The following is a 14,623-nucleotide window of genomic DNA, read 5'->3' on the forward strand; positions in this document are numbered from 1 at the left end:
GCTGCTGCACATGAAGTTCAGAGATCCATTTGCGGGCGTCCGCCTCGGCACACCCGAGGAGTGGGAGCCGTTCGACCAGTCGCTCGGCATCCCGACTCGCGACAACTGCGACCTAGAGAACCCGCGCCAGACGTTCCTCTGGCAGTACGTGGGCCTGCCCGGCGTCGTCGGCGCGCCGCTCGTCTTCCCGATCGAGTACTGGGAGCTGGTGAGCTTCCATCAGGTGCTTGCTGGTGCCCGATTGGCCGCCGTACCGCAGATCAAGTACCGGCCGTCGACCGACTCGATGCTGAACAAGACGACGGCCGCGGGCGAGTGGGTCGATCCGTCCGAGCCCGACCCCGCGCCGACCACGCTCGCAGACGTCACCGAGGCGCAGATCCCCGAGTCACAGCGTGCCGAACTGCGCGAGCACACGCTGTCGAAGCTGGGCTTCCCGTCGGGTCAGGAGTCCATCAACATGCCCGTCGCCGAGCTGGCGACGCGCCTGAAGGTCAACGTCGACCGCCTGGTGATGGTCCTGGCCGAGTTCGGCATCGAGAACCTCACCGTCGACTCCGTCATCGATCGCGTCGTGGCCGAACGCATCGTCGCCCACATGGGCCTCTGAGAGGACGTCATGGCACCACGATTCATGCCCATCCCTGCGGGGTTCATCGTCACCGACACGTTCGGCTACCAACAGTGGCGCGGAGGCACCCATTGGGGAGTCGACTACGGCCGCAGCGGCGGATCCGGCGGATACCCCGTCTTCGCCGCGCAGGGTGGCACCGTCGTCAAGGTGGGACCCGCATCCGGCTTCGGGCAGTGGGTGGTCCTGGACCATCCGACCGAGGACGGCAGCGGCACCTCGGTGTACGGACACGTCAACCCAGAGGTGCGCCTCGGTCAGCGCGTCGAGGCCGGCCAGCGTATCGCCTCGATCAACCCAGACTCGCGCACCAACGGTGGCGTCGCACCGCACCTGCACTTCGAGGTGCACCGCACGGTGTGGTCGCCGAACGGCCGCGACCGACTGGACCCCACACCGTGGCTCTCCGGTGCGCTGTGGCCCGGCAGTACCCCACCGCCCACCGTCACCCCGCCCACCCTCGACGACGGAGACGCCGCGATCTGGGATGCGGTACTCACTCAGATGATCGGAGCTCGACGATGACCCTGTTCGGAATCGACGTCAGCAACCACCAGAGGAACTTCGACTTCGCCGCAGCGAAGCGCGAAGGGTTCGCATTCGCCACCCACAAGATCACCGAGGGCACCGGCTACCGCGACGACTATTGGCCCCGCGCCCGTGCCGAGATGGCGAAGCACTTCCCCGGACGCTGGGGCGGGTATGTCTTCTGCCGCGTCAACACCGACCCGAAGGTCGAAGCACGCGTTCTCCGCGAGCACTCCGGCGCGATCGACTTCCCCCTGCAGATCGACTACGAGGACACCACGAACGGCGGCAGCGTCGACGACCTGCTGCGCCGCATCGACGCGTACCGCGCCGAGGGCTTCACCCGGTTCCTCCCGGTCTACATTCCGCGCTGGTTCTGGGAGGGCCGCATGAGCCGGAAGTCGCTCGACCGGCTCCCGATGGGGATCTGGAATAGCGACTACGTGTCCGGCCGCGACTACGCGTCGCGGCTCTACCCGGGTGACGACTGGTCACCCGCGCGCGGCAACGGCGAGCGCGGCGGCTGGGCCGACATGGGCGGCAAGCCCGTGCAAATTCTGCAGTTCTCCGAGACCGCCAACGTCGCCGGCCAATCCATCGACGTCAACGCATTCCGCGGCGACGACGCACAACTGGGCGCGCTGTTCGGCGCGACCGCACGAGAAGAGGAGTTCGACATGGCAGGCGAAGCAGCAGCAGTCGCAGGGCAGTTCTTCGGCCCCGACGGCAAGGGATTCGAGATCCTCGGCAACGCCGTCGAGACCGACCCGACGCGTAAGCGGTTCCTCACTGAGGCCGTCGCGGTCATCCTGACGCAGCTCGCGGGTGGCCCGAACTTCGAGGGCTGGGAGCAGCTCGGCGACGGCGAGGTGAAGAAGCGGACCCTCGTCGACGGCATAGGCCGGGTGATGCAGCAGAACAACGAGATCATCGCGCTGCTGAAGGCGGCGCAGAAGTGAGCGCCCTCGCACGGCTCCGCGCGTACGAACCCGTTCGCCTCTACGTCTACCCGCTGCTCCTCGTTCTGGTGGGCCTGCTGGTCACCCGGGGGGCTATCGACTCGTCCGTCGGCGACCTCATCATCGCGGCAACAGCGGCCATTCTCGGCATCGGAGCCGCCGAGACCGCGCGTGCCAAGGTCACCCCGGAGGCGAAGGTTCTCGACCTCGGAATCACAGTCGCAACAGACGCGGTGGAAGCGTTTCGCAAGGGCGAACCGGTCAGCGTCCCTGCAATTCTCGCTGCCGCGCGAGAGGCGGGAACGTACTTCGGCAACCGCGGTGAGCACCGCAAGGCCGACTGATGCTCGGCACGCGGCTGACCGCCGCGAGCACCGGCATCCTGCAAGGAACGGTCGGGATTCTGTACCTGCCCTCGCTCCCTGAGTCCCTGATCCGGCGGCCGTTGATGCCGGGTCAGGTCTCAGCTGTGGTGTACATCGAGAGCATCGGGCCTCTGTGGTCGGTGGTGTTCGCCCTCAGTACGGCCATGCTCATCGCGTCCGCCGTGCGAGGTCACGGGTTCATCGCCGCCCACATCGGTTCTGCCGGGCTGTGGGCGCTGTACGGCTCGTGCATCCTCTACTCCGCCTTCGTCACCGAACCCCCAGTTCCAGTGGTCGCCGGAACCATTGCCTCGGGCGTGGCTTTCATCCAGCTCTCGATAGCGATCGGGTGCAGAGACAGGGGGCACCGTTAGTGGATGCCAATCAAATCGTCGCCATCGGTGGTGTAATCACCGGCCTCGGAACCATTTACGTCGGCTATATCGCGACACGGTCGAAGGTGAAGGTCGACGACGTGGTCACGGTGCAGGCCAAGCTCGACCGCACCAACGAAGCGCTAGAGGCTGAGCAGGCCGCGCGGCGCAAGGATCGCGTCGACATGGAAGCGGACCATCGGCTCGATCGGGCCCAGGCGGACGCGGAGCACGAGGACCGCGAGCGCAGTATGCAGCGCCGGATCGACATGCTCAGTGCGCAACTGGACGAGGCATTGAAGGCGCTGAACAAGTTGGACCGCATCCTTTTTCACGCGCGGACCTATATCGCACGGTTGCTGCGGGTGTTCGCCGAGCGTGATGAGACGCCGCCACCGCGACCGGAAGGGCTGGACGAGTGACACTCCCATCCGGCGGGTATCCGCCCGGCTCGATCACCAACCCCAGCGGCACAGGGCTCTCGGCGCACTCACAGAAGACGCAGGCGCAGTGGAAGGCCGAGCAGACCGGAGGCGTGAAGAACAGCTTCGAGGGCAACTTCTGGGCGAACATGATCGGCAACATGTTCGGCGGATTCCTCAACGGCATAACGGGTTTCATCGGAGCGTTCGTCCAGGGCGCATTCGGCATCGTCGGTGGATTCCTTGATCTCGTCGGCGGCATCCTCGGCGTGAAGAACCGCACCGAGGAAGTGGCCGAGCAGGCGGGCTCCGTCATCGGCGATGTGGACGAGCTCAAGGTCCGCGTCACCGCCCTCGAAGGTGGTGGCACGCGCACCGTCTACTCGGCGAACGCGACGTGGACCAATCCAGGTAAGGGCACCGTCGGGATCGGAGCCTTCAACGGTGGCGAGGCCGGCGTCAACGGAGCAGTCGTTAACCCCGGTCGTGGTGGTGTCGACGGCTCCTACTCGTACCGCGAGTTCAACTGCGCCGACCTCCCGGCGACGGTGGCTATCACGATCGGTGCAGGTGGCGCCTCGAATGGGCAGGACGGCGGCCAGACATCGTTCGGGACGTTCGTGCGCCCCACGTCGGGCGCCCCGGGATCGATCCTCACTCCGCAGGGCGCAGTGGCGTCATCGTCGGCACCCGGCGCAGGCGGCGACGGAGGCAACAACCAGGTCAACGGCAACAACGGCTATACGGGCGGGTCTACCGCCCTCGCCTCTGGCGGCCTCGGAGGTAGAACGAACGCCGGATACAACGGGTCCGCCGGAGCGTCCGTGCCACTCGAGTCCGACATCCCCTGCGGAGGCGGTGGCGGCGGCGGCGGCGCGTACCGCGGCGACATCTTCACCAACGCAGGCCACGGCGGCGCAGGCGGCGCACCCGGCGGAGGCGGTGGCGGCGGCGGCGCGAACAACACCCAGAACGGCCAGGGCATCGGCCTCGGCGCGCCCGGGGCCAACGGCCGAATGGTCATCATCCACACAGGCGGGAGCACCACATGATCGCGACACTTGTGACCGACGACGACCTGGCGAACTGGAACGGTGACGCCCGACTTTTCAAGCTCGACGACCCGTTCGACGGGTGGCACCACGTCGTCGTCGAGAGGTTCGCCGAGGACACCTACGTCTATCCCGCCCACCGCAATGGTGGCGCCGTTCCGCACCCGAGTGGCGGCCTCTCCCCCTGGCGCACCTACCCGGCCCCGTGCGACCACGCACAGGCGCTCCGCGAGATGGGCTACGAGGTGCGCGGTGCCTGACCATCGGCTCACCGTCGAGCAGCTGCAGGAGATCCTCGCGCACGACGGCCCGACCGATATCTGGCTGCTCGAGCAGGATGGCTCGATCACCGTCGTGCCCGACCAGCCGATCGACGAGTTCCAGAACCCGTCGACGTGGCCGAAGTACCTCGCCCGGTCGGGATCCATCGACAACATCGTCCTCGGCCAGGGCTACGAGCCCGCACTCCGATTCGTCAACTTCACGATCACCACGTTGATCATCGGCGGGTCCATCCAGAACTTGGCGGCCAACGCGGGCCGTCGCATAGCCGCTGCACTCCCAGGACGTCGCCTCAGGACAGGAGCTACGAAGTGACGGTCATAACCGACAACATCAAGAACATCGCGCAGGTGCCATCCGGTTCCAGCGTGTGGTTCTCGACCGACCTCCGCACGACAGCCACGGGCATCGTCGAGTCGAAGCAGCACGAGGCGTCACCGGACGCGCAGGGCAACATCAGCATCGACTTGATCCCCGGCCCCGCGAAGGTGCGCTTCGCGGGCTCATTGGCCGGCGATCTCCGAATCACCGTCCCGGCGAGCGGGCCCGTGACCCTGCGGTCGCTCATCACCGCGGCGCTACTGATCCCGCCCGACTCGCCCATCGAGCTGCTGCAGACGGCCGTCGAGCTGTACCTGCAGGAGAACCCGATCGAGGGCGGCGGCGATCTGACCAAAGCGGTAGCTGACCAGACATATGTCCCGCTCACGCTCAAGCCGGACGGCATCACCTACAACGGGGACGGCACGGTCGCCAACTCGACGTCGGGCGGCATCAAGACCGTCTACACCTGGAACGCGGACGGCACCGTGAACACCGAGACCAGCCAGGGCCTCCGCAAGACCTGGGTCTACACGAACGGTCTCCCCACCTCTTCGACAGTGCAGGCGGTCTGACATGGACGTAGTGAGCATCGGCATCGCAGCAGCGGACGCCAAGAAGAAGTACGCATCGCTCGCCCTCAACCGGTTCGACTTCACCCGCCTCGCGGTGAAGGGCGCGCTGGCACTTCCCGCCGCTGCGGCGCAGCACCGCATCGATTACGAGGACGCCGAGACCATCGTCGAGCAGTGGGCCAACGTCTCCGGGTGGTCCGCCGGCAAGGGCCAGGCGGTCGACGGGTTCTTCGTCGGCGGCGCGAACAGCACCGAGGCCGGCCACGTCCGGCTGATGCCGCTCACGGGGCGCGCTCGCATCTCCACGTCCGTCGTCGTCCCGGCCACGGTCGGCGGCAGCCACCTCGCGTTCCTCGGCGTCAGCGGCGCCTCGCCCACCCCGGTTGGTAACGCGGTGTTCGGCATCGGCGTCGACCCGGCGACAAACCGGCCGATGGCCTGGCGCGGCTCCGCGATCGGCGGTGCCGGAACCGAGTTCCTCGGCGCCGACCCGCTTCCCGCGGGCAAGTACTACATCGACCTCATCGAGGATGAGAACGTCGTCTCCGCCGTCATCCTCAACGACGCGCACACGATCGAGTACCGCGCCATGATCCTGCGGACCGTCCTCGGCTCGGTCGGGTCACTGGTGCTGTACATGTCCGACACCCGCGCCACCACCGGCATCAAGTTCGGACCCATCGGCATCAAGAAGGCCATGGCGACGATCGCCCCCCGCAAGGTCGGCACGCTGTCCGCGCAGACGCTCACCTACACCACCAGCTGGCCCGACCTCGCCGGGTGGACCACGTCCGGTGGCGTCGTCAACGCGGGTCGCCTCTACAGCTCCGGCACCGGGTCGGGCCTCACGACCCGCCCCCTGCCGAACCTGTCGGACACCAGCGACATGACGATCGTCGGCGACATCCAGTGCCCAGCGGTCGGCGGCAGTGCTCTGTTCCTGGTCGGCTTGAAGGGGCTACCCACCTCAGGCAACGGGTCACCCGACATGGTGATGATCGGCATGAACAACCTCAACCAGGCGCAGAAGTGGGTCGGCACCGCGCAGGGAGGCGCAGGCGGCACGCGGATCAACGACACCCAGAAGCCCGCCGGCGTGTACCCGGTGCGCATCCGAGTGCAGAACGGCAACGCCGTCTTCACCATCTTCGAGACCGACGGCACCACGGTCCTGTCCACGTTCACGCAGTCCGTCGCCGGACTGACGAAGGGATTCGCCGAGCTGTGCGTGTGGGCCAGTGACACCAACGCCGCAGCCGGTCGCAGCCTCGGCCCGCTGTCACTGACGCAGGTCGTGGCTCCGTCGCAGCACGCCCTCGAAGGCGCGTCAGACACTGTCATGTGGACCCGCCCGAAGGTCTCCTCGGTGAGCAACGCGCGCATCGCGTGGCCGAAGAACTACGACTCGCGCCGTCCCGCCCCTGCGATCCTGTTCTGCCACGGCACCGGCCGCGTCGGCGGTGTCACGTTCGACGACGTCGAGACCCGCGGCTACTGGCAGGGCCTGGTCGACGCCGGGTACATCGTCATGTCAGCCGACGCCCAGGCCAACGCCTGGGGCAACCCGCTGTCGGTCACGGACTACGAGGACCTCGGCAACTACGCCTGGAACCACCTCGCAGTGTCCGGGTTCCTGGTGCTCTCGCAGAGCATGGGCGGAATGCCTGGCCTCAATCTCCTCCGCAAGCGGGTACTGCCCGGCGTGTTCGGGTGGTACGGCACCGCCCCCGTGTGCAACCTGAAAGCCGAGTACGACCTCACCTTCGCCGATCAGATCAAGACGGCCTACGGCATCGCCGCCGACGGGTCCGACTACGCAGCGAAGACAGCCGGCCACGATCCGATGCTGGCCGCACCCGAGGAGTTCGGCGGCCTGCCGATGCGGTCGATGAGCTATGACAGTGACGCTGTGGTGCCCCCGCAGACGAACGTCATCCAGTTGCTCACGAAGCTCGCCCCGTACACCCCGGAGGCCAGCTACACCGGCATCGCGGGCACCGCGCACATCGGCTCCCAGGCGTTCAACGTCGCCGACACCACGGCGTTTGCTAAGAGATGGGGTCCGGCTCCTGTGGCGTGAGCATGCCAGGGTAGTTGTTGGGGTCGTTGAACCAGAACATCGCCGGCAACTTCTCGGCGGGCACCACGGGTGTGGTGCGATCCAGCACGATCGGTACCTCTGCGTCGAAAGTGCGGATGAGCGAGTGGCCCTCGTCCAAGACGGATTGCTGGAATATGTCGACGAAGGTCTTCAACGACTCTGGCCAGGGCGGGTGCGGTGGGATGTACTGGCGAATCACGACGACGACCGCAGTTCCCAAGCACCACGAGACCTGTTTGACGCCCAGCAGCGTCGTTGGGTCGTCTCGTAACGGCGCACCCCATCCGCTGACCCCGTGCAGCAAGCTCGGCTCATCGGTCCGCCCCACCCAGACATACCACCCGGGCGGCACGGTGCCGGAGCGAAGTGCGTGATGTTCACCGGCCGGCACTGTGGGGTCTGCGTCGACCATCAGGCGCATCATGGCGATCTTGACCGCCCAGCGCCGAAACTCCTGCGCGTCCTCGCCAAGCACCACGACGAACGGCTCGGTCTGCATCGCTACTACCCATGGCTCCACCGCATTGTCGAGACGGCGCATCCACCCGCCGTTGCAGTCCTGACAGACTCGTCGGACCTTCATCTCGAATGTGGGCTCTGGACGTATTTCCCCCTTTCCGTCAGCAGTGCTGCGGTAGTAGGTCTGGACGACGGGTCGCCACGGGAAGAGCTTCTTCCAGCTCTTGGGGAACACGTGTTCGCGCGAATTGGCGCGCTGCCCACAGAATGCGCACTGGCGGCCACTGCCGGTGCTCATTCCGTGCAGCCGCAGGTGGTGACAGACCGAGTCGTCTCGGCCATACTGGGAACAGCTCGGCTCGGGTTTGCAGGAAGCGGACAAACCTGCGGGACGGCGACGATCGTGCGCCGAACCATCCCAGCCGCCACGCGTATCGGCTCGCTGGTTCGAATCCAGTCCCGCGCCGGGCTAACATCTTCCACGTCGGCATCCCCTGTCGACCACGCCCCGGCAGTGTTCGCGCACTGGCCGGGGCTTCGCTGTGTTCAGGAGGGAAATACTCGCACAACGGTCAGCCAAAGCGCGCGCCGAGCACTCCGCACATAACGCGAGTTGCGACGACTTCACGCCCAGATGGATACCGTCCATCTCATGACCAAGCAATCACAGATGACTCTGCAGGAGCTTCTGGCACTGCCTGTTGCAGTCGATCTCGTCACCGCATCCCGAGCGCTGGGGATCGCACGTACGACCGGGTACGAACTCGCGCAGCGAAACCAGTACCCCGTTCGACTCATCCGTGCGGGCCAGCGGTACACCGTTCCCACAATCGAATTGTTGCGCGTGCTCGGCGTCGACCACGAGTACGTGAAAGCCGCACTCGGTTAGCGTGAACGCGCTGTGATGGTGAGGGTTCTCGGCGTGTTTCGAGGCTCTACTCTCCGTTGGCTTCGTCCCCGCCGACAGTCTGGCCGGCCGATGCGACCCCGTCCCGTTCGAAGATCACTGTTCCGTTCTCGTCGTACGCCGTCAGGTGACCGCTGTGGGTGTCCCAGCGGTGGACCGTCTCGAACCGCTCGGAGGGTCGACCGTCTTTGTAGTGAACCGAGAATGCCATGACAGCAGACCGTACCCATCCAGCGGCGAGCGTGTGTGGATTCGCGCCCGCATAGCGCGAGGAGAGCGTCTAGACCAGAGCGTGGATTTGATCGAAGCCGAGTCGGAGGGTCTCTAGCGTCAGCTTTCCGGCCAGTTCACTGTCGTACAGGAGATCGCGGCCGTAGTCGTCCGGTCCAGCCTGCCCCTGGAAAGCGCTTCGTGGCATCCACATCAGGGTTCCGTACATCTTCGTGTAATACGTTCCGTACGCACCGGTCATTTCGCTGAGGAAGAGCATCTCGTGTACGTCGAACGTTCGCGCCCATGCAATAGCTACTCCAGTTGGCGCGTGCGGAGCCATATGGACGAGCGCCATGTCTCTCTTCGTGATGGCCGTCGCTGAGTTGTTTGCGATTTGAGTACGCCACCACTCGAACAGGCGGTAGTGATGGTGCATCGCGTTGCTCAACTCGACTTCTGCTTCCGTGACGGTTGTGGCGTTGCAGATGCCCAGGAATGCCTTGTCGAATCCGGCTTTGGCTGAAGCGCTACCCGTCATGGCGAGGTGTCTATCACTCCGCCGATTTGCAGTCGTCGCCGGGCACGCGACCATCTCTACGCGTAGTACGCCACCAGTCCCGCAGTGGCCCGTCCTCCGTCACGAGGTGCCGGTGCGCGCGCAGGATCGCGGTGACGTCTTCGGGCGTCAACGATTCGTCAGGTTCGGCCATGACAGGTTGGACGCATGCAGACCGGTATCGGTTCCGTCAGACTCCGGTGCCGCTACTGAGGTCGAAGCTGCCCCACGACGGGGTGGGCTTCGGCTCGGCGGCGAGAGCGGCCTTCACGGCCTTCTCGAGCTTCGGCTTCGAGACGGTGGGGGAGTAGGCCGCGGAGTCGCAGTCGGCGGCGAGGCGGTAGTACGCCGGGTCCATGCGGTGTCTGGTTCCCGTGTCCGCGGTGAGCCTGTCGGCGTGTTCCTGGGCGTGCCGGCGTATCTGCTCGGCTGCCTGCGTCCAGTCCACCGCGACCTCCTCGGAGATGTGACGCGGGGCCGAATGCTTCCCGGGTGGCCGACAGAAGCCGGCCGCCGCCACTCGGCCCCGCGAGACACACGATAGCGAACACACGTTCGAATTTCGACGACCGTCCTCCTGTATGACCCACCGGGGAGGAATCCGGGCATCGCCTGACCCCTTGAGTACAGTTTCTTCTCATGACACGTCGGTCTCAGCAGAGCGCGAAAGCGCTCCGCGCTGCCGACCGTGAAAATGACGGCGTGTTGGTGAGCCGTACGGGATCGTACGAGCCTCCCCCTCGCGAGAAGTGTCGACAGAAGCAGTGGGAGCAGCCCTACGACGATGCCAACTCCATCCGGCTGCAGTTCATCCTCTGGCGGCGTGACGGGCGTCTGGTCGAGTTTGTCGTGAACATCCAGAAGCTGACGGCGGACGGTTGGTTGACCATCGAGTACTTCGACTGTTGCCACGGACACTGTCATCTACACCGAGACAATGCCCAGCTTCCACCCGAAACAGTCGAACGGCTCGACGACATCGCGGATGTAACGACTGCTTTTGGGAAAGTCGAAAGTCAAGTACACGACCGCGTGCGTATCATCCGTGACAAGGGAGCGTGAGCATGAATCAAGACCTGTTGGACAAATTTCGGCGCGAGATTAACTGGCACCTTGCGCAGGGCGCACTCGCGGACGTGGACCTGCCGGTGACGAGCGACGACGGCGGACACCCGGTAGTGGCGGCGTTGGAGGACGAGCTGCTGTCGACCGTTCTGGGTCGTGTGCGCGGTGTCGGCGGATTCGCAAACTTGTTCGTGCACGATGGCGCTGGTGTACGGATGGTGTCGGTCATCAATGATGCCTGCGCTATCGCTCAGCCTGGGGCAGACATGTCTGGCCCGGAAGAGCGGCCTGGTCCAGATGCAACAGTGGGAATGTTCCTCGACTACGTCGCGCGTCACCCCAATGGGGTGTCGGTATCGGCGGCTCTAGGGGGCCAAGCATGCGCACGCGATGCTCGGGCGGTCGATTTCGAAGACCTCGCCCCGGCTTGACCGAGGCTCTTTAGGACCCGCTCAACGAGGCCAGCGACCCAAAGCCATAAGGACAACGCCCCACCCTTCGATCGAGGGTGGGGCGTTTTTGTGCTGTAAGGACAAGGACGCCGGCGCAACGGTGAGGTTCCGGACAGGCGCACCATCAAGGACTGACTGTCGGTAGGTGGCACTACCTTCCTGCGCATGACGAACCTCCTCGACATCCAGCAGGTAGCAGAACGCACGGGTCTGAGTGCGGGTCGAATCCGCACCCTCCGCACGAACGCGGAGATCGCGAAGCACGGCCACCACCCGCTGTTCAGCCTCGGCTTCAAGGTGGGGACGGGAGTGAACTCGCGGCTCCGCTGGCGGGAGTGCGACGTCGACGAGTTCCTCGGTCGACTTCAAGCGGCCGCCGCCGGCTCCTGAGTTACGACTCGTGCGGCCTCTCTGAGCCCCTTTCCAATGATGCCTGCTCTCTCCTGAGCCGTTCGGCAGCTCGTGCACTCATGCCGGGGCCCAGGAGCGTACGGATGATTGCGTACTGCTCCCGCGACAGCGGCACCTTCCACTGAGTCTTCAGATGGTCCAGATACTCACGGTGACGTCTGTCCGCGAGTTCGGCTGCGGCCTTCTGCTTCGGTGTCATGGTCATGTGCAGCAACCTACGAGGCGCGGTACACCGCTAGCGTTACCGTCATGGAATCCCCATGGATGACCGTCGCCGAGGCCTGCGCCTATACGAAGATGGGCAAGCAGTCGGTGTATCGAGCTCTCCACATCGGTGAGCTCAAAGGCCATCAGTCGGTTGCGCCGCGCGGAACGTGGCGGATCCACCGCGACGACCTCGACGACTGGCTACGAGGTAACCAGCCTTACGTGCCGCGCCCTCTCCCCCGTGTCACCGGCGAGCCCAAGCGCGCTTACTACAGGAAGCGAGCCGGACTCGACTAGGAATGCGGTCAAGGGGTGTCACGGCGATGTCACAACATTCGCGATCATTCGCGGTTGACTGCGAACGATGGCGAACAGCAAATCCCTCCTGACCTGTGCATACACCCTTTGGCGAACGTGCCCGAACGCTATGGTTCATCTTCCCAAGCTGAATACGCGGGTTCGATTCCCGTCATCGGCTCCACCTCGACCGGTCGGGCAACAGTGGAATCGAGACCCCTGATTCCGGGGTCTACCTTCCACTATCCGCATCCACTGTGTCCGGCGACACGCGTCGTTCCTGGTCAGGATGGGTACACGTCCGCCCATCACTGTCTACCTCCCTGAAACGAGTACCTCCATGACCGAACGCGTCGTCTCCGCACGCCTCGATGTCGACATCACGGCCGCCAGCACCCTGGAGTTCCAGATCGCGGTCGCCCCGCACCCCGGTGCACAGGTGGTCGAGACGCTGTCGTTCATGCTCGACGGCACTGCTGTCGACGCGCGGGAGGTCAGCGGCAACCACGGGAACCGCATCCACGTTCTCGAGGTCGGCGAGGGCAACCTGCAGGTGTACTACGACGCGACGATCACCGGAAACGCCGAGCCGGCGCCGGTCACCGATCTCGATCGCTCCGTCTACCTTCGCCCCAGCCGCTACGCCGAGGCCGACAAGTTCTTCGGGTTCGCCGCCACCGAGTTCGGCAGCGAGTCGGACGACGCGGTCCTCCTCTCCAAGGTGTCCGACTGGGTCGGCCGACGCCTGCAGTACGTCCCGGGCAGCAGCGACCCCATCGACGGCGCGGCGGACACGCTGTTGGCCGGCGCGGGTGTGTGCCGCGACTACGCCCACCTCGTCGTCGCGATGCTCCGCGCTCTGAACGTGCCCGCGCGTCTCGTCGCGGTGTACGCACCGGGATGCGACCCGATGGACTTCCATGCCGTCGCCGAAGCTCTGGTGGGCGATACCTGGCAGGTCGTCGATGCCACGTGCCTCGCGCCGCGCTCGACCCTGGTCCGTATCGCGACCGGCCGCGACGCTGCGGACACCGCGTTCCTGGACAACCACAAGGGCTCGATCACCCTGAACAGCTCGACCGTCACGGCCGTCGTCTCCGGCGACCTTCCCCGTGACGACATCCACGAGCTGGTGGCCCTGTCCTGACCGGCTGAACGGGCGTTCCGTCGGCCGCGTCGCCGAGCCGCGTTACTGTGACTCGACGAAGCAGGAAGCGAGACGCCCATGAGCATCGAACCGGATGCAGCGCTCAGCAGTGAGTATCGGGAGACGGACGACGGTGACTACGACGCCGTCATCACTCCCGGCAAGGACCCGTTCTATCGAGCTCCGGCGGGGTTCGAGCAGACGCGTCCCGGAACGGTGCTGCGCTCCCGCGAGGTGTCGATCGCGCTCTTCGGCATCGTCCGTCAGCAGGTCACGGCGTGGCAGCTGCTCTATCGCACCGACAGCATCGATCACGAACCTCGCGTCGCCGTGACCACGGTCCTGCTGCCGGTGGGCGCGGATCCCGGTGCTCCGCGGGCCCTGCTGTCGTACCAGTGCGCCATCGATGCCGTCTCCGACCGCTGCTTCCCGTCGTACGCGTTGCGTAAGGGCGCACACGCCAGTGGCGCGGTTCCGCAGTTCGAACTGATGATCATCCTGTACGCGTTGCGCCGGGGTTGGGCGCTGTCCCTTCCCGACCACGAGGGCACGGACGGGCGATGGGGAGCACCCGTCGAGCCCGGCTACTGCACCCTCGACGGTATCCGCGCCGCGCTGTCCTTCGACTCGCTCGGACTGGACGCCTCCACTCCCGTCGCCCTGTGGGGATATTCGGGCGGCGGACTGGCGACGTCGTGGGCAGTCGAGGCCGCGGGCGAGTATGCCCCGGAGATCGATGTGGTCTGCGCCGCGCTGGGGTCACCGGTCGGCGACCCGGCGTCGGCGTTCTCGCGACTGAACGGAACCCTCTTCGCGGCACTGCCGACGATGGTGGTCGAAGGTCTCCGGCGCACGTACCCGGCGCTCGATTCGGTCATCCAGGAGCACGTCGCGTCCCCCGGCCTCCACATCCTGGACACCCTCGAACGCAAGACCACGATGCACGCCGTGATGACCCTGCTCATGCACGATCTCGAGCGGTACACCGACATCCCCCTCGCCGATGTCATGGCCACACCCGCGCTGGTGCAGATCTTCCAGGACATCCAGCCCGGCAAATCGGCACCGACATTCCCTCTCTTGGTGTTCCAAGCCGTGCATGATCCGATCATCGCCGTCGACGACGTGGACGGTCAGGTCGAGCGGTACCGCGCCGCCGGGGCCCACGTCACCTACATTCGCGACCGCCTCAGCGAACACCTGTCTCTGCACCCGATCGCCGCTCCCGCGACGCTCGACTGGATCGCCGACCGCTTCGCCGGGAAGCCGTTGCCCGACGCGACCACCGAGACAGGTGTT

The 14,623-nt window shown here is 65.8% G+C and carries 22 protein-coding genes; 18 read left to right on the forward strand and 4 right to left on the reverse strand.

Annotated features, from left to right (window positions below):
* Positions 1–10 precede the first annotated feature (10 nt).
* From RU01_RS15515 to RU01_RS15565, 11 genes are read left to right on the forward strand one after another with little or no spacing between them, the layout of a single operon-like run.
* Positions 11–610 carry a translation initiation factor IF-2 N-terminal domain-containing protein gene (locus RU01_RS15515; RefSeq protein WP_042575467.1) on the forward strand — a complete coding sequence of 200 codons (600 nt, stop codon included), beginning with the start codon at positions 11–13 and terminating at the stop codon, positions 608–610.
* A gap of 9 nt (positions 611–619) precedes the next feature.
* On the forward strand, positions 620–1,156 hold the full coding sequence (locus tag RU01_RS15520; RefSeq protein WP_042575468.1) for a murein hydrolase activator EnvC family protein: 537 nt from the start codon (positions 620–622) through the stop codon (positions 1,154–1,156).
* The gene (locus tag RU01_RS15525) at positions 1,153–2,118 is read left to right on the forward strand and encodes a glycoside hydrolase family 25 protein (protein ID WP_082043159.1); all 966 of its coding nucleotides are present in this window, start codon (positions 1,153–1,155) and stop codon (positions 2,116–2,118) included. Before RU01_RS15520 ends, RU01_RS15525 begins: the two co-directional genes overlap by 4 nt.
* Positions 2,115–2,462 (forward strand): hypothetical protein, encoded by a 348-nt coding sequence (locus RU01_RS15530; RefSeq protein WP_042575469.1) that lies wholly within the window; start codon positions 2,115–2,117, stop codon positions 2,460–2,462. The genes RU01_RS15525 and RU01_RS15530 overlap by 4 nt, the downstream gene beginning before the upstream one ends.
* Positions 2,462–2,857, forward strand: a complete 396-nt coding sequence (locus RU01_RS15535; protein WP_042575470.1) for a hypothetical protein — start codon at positions 2,462–2,464, stop codon at positions 2,855–2,857. The genes RU01_RS15530 and RU01_RS15535 overlap by 1 nt, the downstream gene beginning before the upstream one ends.
* Positions 2,857–3,279 (forward strand): hypothetical protein, encoded by a 423-nt coding sequence (locus RU01_RS15540; RefSeq protein ID WP_042575471.1) that lies wholly within the window; start codon positions 2,857–2,859, stop codon positions 3,277–3,279. The genes RU01_RS15535 and RU01_RS15540 overlap by 1 nt, the downstream gene beginning before the upstream one ends.
* A complete protein-coding gene (locus RU01_RS23465; RefSeq protein ID WP_052493315.1) occupies positions 3,276–4,331 on the forward strand; it encodes a hypothetical protein in 1,056 nt (351 codons plus the stop codon). Before RU01_RS15540 ends, RU01_RS23465 begins: the two co-directional genes overlap by 4 nt.
* Positions 4,328–4,591: a hypothetical protein gene (locus RU01_RS15550; protein WP_042575472.1), complete on the forward strand. Its 264-nt coding sequence runs from the start codon at positions 4,328–4,330 to the stop codon at positions 4,589–4,591. The genes RU01_RS23465 and RU01_RS15550 overlap by 4 nt, the downstream gene beginning before the upstream one ends.
* The gene (locus RU01_RS15555) at positions 4,584–4,928 is read left to right on the forward strand and encodes a hypothetical protein (RefSeq protein ID WP_042575473.1); all 345 of its coding nucleotides are present in this window, start codon (positions 4,584–4,586) and stop codon (positions 4,926–4,928) included. The genes RU01_RS15550 and RU01_RS15555 overlap by 8 nt, the downstream gene beginning before the upstream one ends.
* On the forward strand, positions 4,925–5,509 hold the full coding sequence (locus RU01_RS15560) for a hypothetical protein (protein ID WP_042575474.1): 585 nt from the start codon (positions 4,925–4,927) through the stop codon (positions 5,507–5,509). The genes RU01_RS15555 and RU01_RS15560 overlap by 4 nt, the downstream gene beginning before the upstream one ends.
* A gap of 1 nt (position 5,510) precedes the next feature.
* Complete coding sequence (locus RU01_RS15565) at positions 5,511–7,589, forward strand: alpha/beta hydrolase family protein (RefSeq protein WP_042575475.1); 2,079 nt, start codon at positions 5,511–5,513, stop codon at positions 7,587–7,589.
* Here RU01_RS15565 and RU01_RS22220 read toward each other — a convergent pair.
* On the reverse strand, positions 7,558–8,367 hold the full coding sequence (locus RU01_RS22220; protein WP_156148950.1) for a hypothetical protein: 810 nt from the start codon (positions 8,365–8,367) through the stop codon (positions 7,558–7,560). The genes RU01_RS15565 and RU01_RS22220 overlap by 32 nt on opposite strands.
* Positions 8,368–8,721: 354 nt before the next feature.
* Here RU01_RS22220 and RU01_RS15575 point away from each other — a divergent pair, with 354 nt between their 5' ends.
* Positions 8,722–8,958 carry a DNA-binding protein gene (locus RU01_RS15575; protein ID WP_231568733.1) on the forward strand — a complete coding sequence of 79 codons (237 nt, stop codon included), beginning with the start codon at positions 8,722–8,724 and terminating at the stop codon, positions 8,956–8,958.
* A 46-nt stretch (positions 8,959–9,004) separates the two neighbouring features.
* Here RU01_RS15575 and RU01_RS15580 read toward each other — a convergent pair whose 3' ends face one another.
* From RU01_RS15580 to RU01_RS15590, 3 genes are all read right to left on the reverse strand, one after another.
* Positions 9,005–9,187: a hypothetical protein gene (locus RU01_RS15580; RefSeq protein ID WP_042575476.1), complete on the reverse strand. Its 183-nt coding sequence runs from the start codon at positions 9,185–9,187 to the stop codon at positions 9,005–9,007.
* 69 nt (positions 9,188–9,256) lie between these two features.
* The gene (locus RU01_RS15585; protein WP_042575477.1) at positions 9,257–9,727 is read right to left on the reverse strand and encodes a hypothetical protein; all 471 of its coding nucleotides are present in this window, start codon (positions 9,725–9,727) and stop codon (positions 9,257–9,259) included.
* Positions 9,728–9,935: 208 nt separating this feature from the next.
* A complete protein-coding gene (locus RU01_RS15590; RefSeq protein ID WP_156148951.1) occupies positions 9,936–10,193 on the reverse strand; it encodes a hypothetical protein in 258 nt (85 codons plus the stop codon).
* 191 nt (positions 10,194–10,384) lie between these two features.
* Here RU01_RS15590 and RU01_RS15595 point away from each other — a divergent pair, with 191 nt between their 5' ends.
* From RU01_RS15595 to RU01_RS15625, 6 genes are all read left to right on the forward strand, one after another.
* Positions 10,385–10,807: a hypothetical protein gene (locus RU01_RS15595; protein ID WP_156148952.1), complete on the forward strand. Its 423-nt coding sequence runs from the start codon at positions 10,385–10,387 to the stop codon at positions 10,805–10,807.
* A gap of 2 nt (positions 10,808–10,809) precedes the next feature.
* Entirely contained in the window at positions 10,810–11,241 is a 432-nt protein-coding gene (locus tag RU01_RS15600) for a hypothetical protein (protein ID WP_156148953.1), read from the forward strand.
* A 186-nt stretch (positions 11,242–11,427) separates the two neighbouring features.
* Positions 11,428–11,652, forward strand: a complete 225-nt coding sequence (locus tag RU01_RS15605; RefSeq protein ID WP_042575481.1) for a helix-turn-helix transcriptional regulator — start codon at positions 11,428–11,430, stop codon at positions 11,650–11,652.
* Between the two features lie 270 nt (positions 11,653–11,922).
* Complete coding sequence (locus RU01_RS15615) at positions 11,923–12,177, forward strand: helix-turn-helix domain-containing protein (RefSeq protein WP_042575483.1); 255 nt, start codon at positions 11,923–11,925, stop codon at positions 12,175–12,177.
* 340 nt (positions 12,178–12,517) lie between these two features.
* The gene (locus RU01_RS15620) at positions 12,518–13,324 is read left to right on the forward strand and encodes a transglutaminase-like domain-containing protein (protein WP_042575484.1); all 807 of its coding nucleotides are present in this window, start codon (positions 12,518–12,520) and stop codon (positions 13,322–13,324) included.
* 78 nt (positions 13,325–13,402) lie between these two features.
* Positions 13,403–14,623: lipase family protein (locus RU01_RS15625; RefSeq protein WP_042575485.1), on the forward strand; the 1,221-nt coding region annotated here is incomplete at its 3' end.

This window comes from Rhodococcus sp. MEB064, from assembly GCF_000834565.1.
Taxonomy (GTDB): domain Bacteria; phylum Actinomycetota; class Actinomycetes; order Mycobacteriales; family Mycobacteriaceae; genus Rhodococcoides.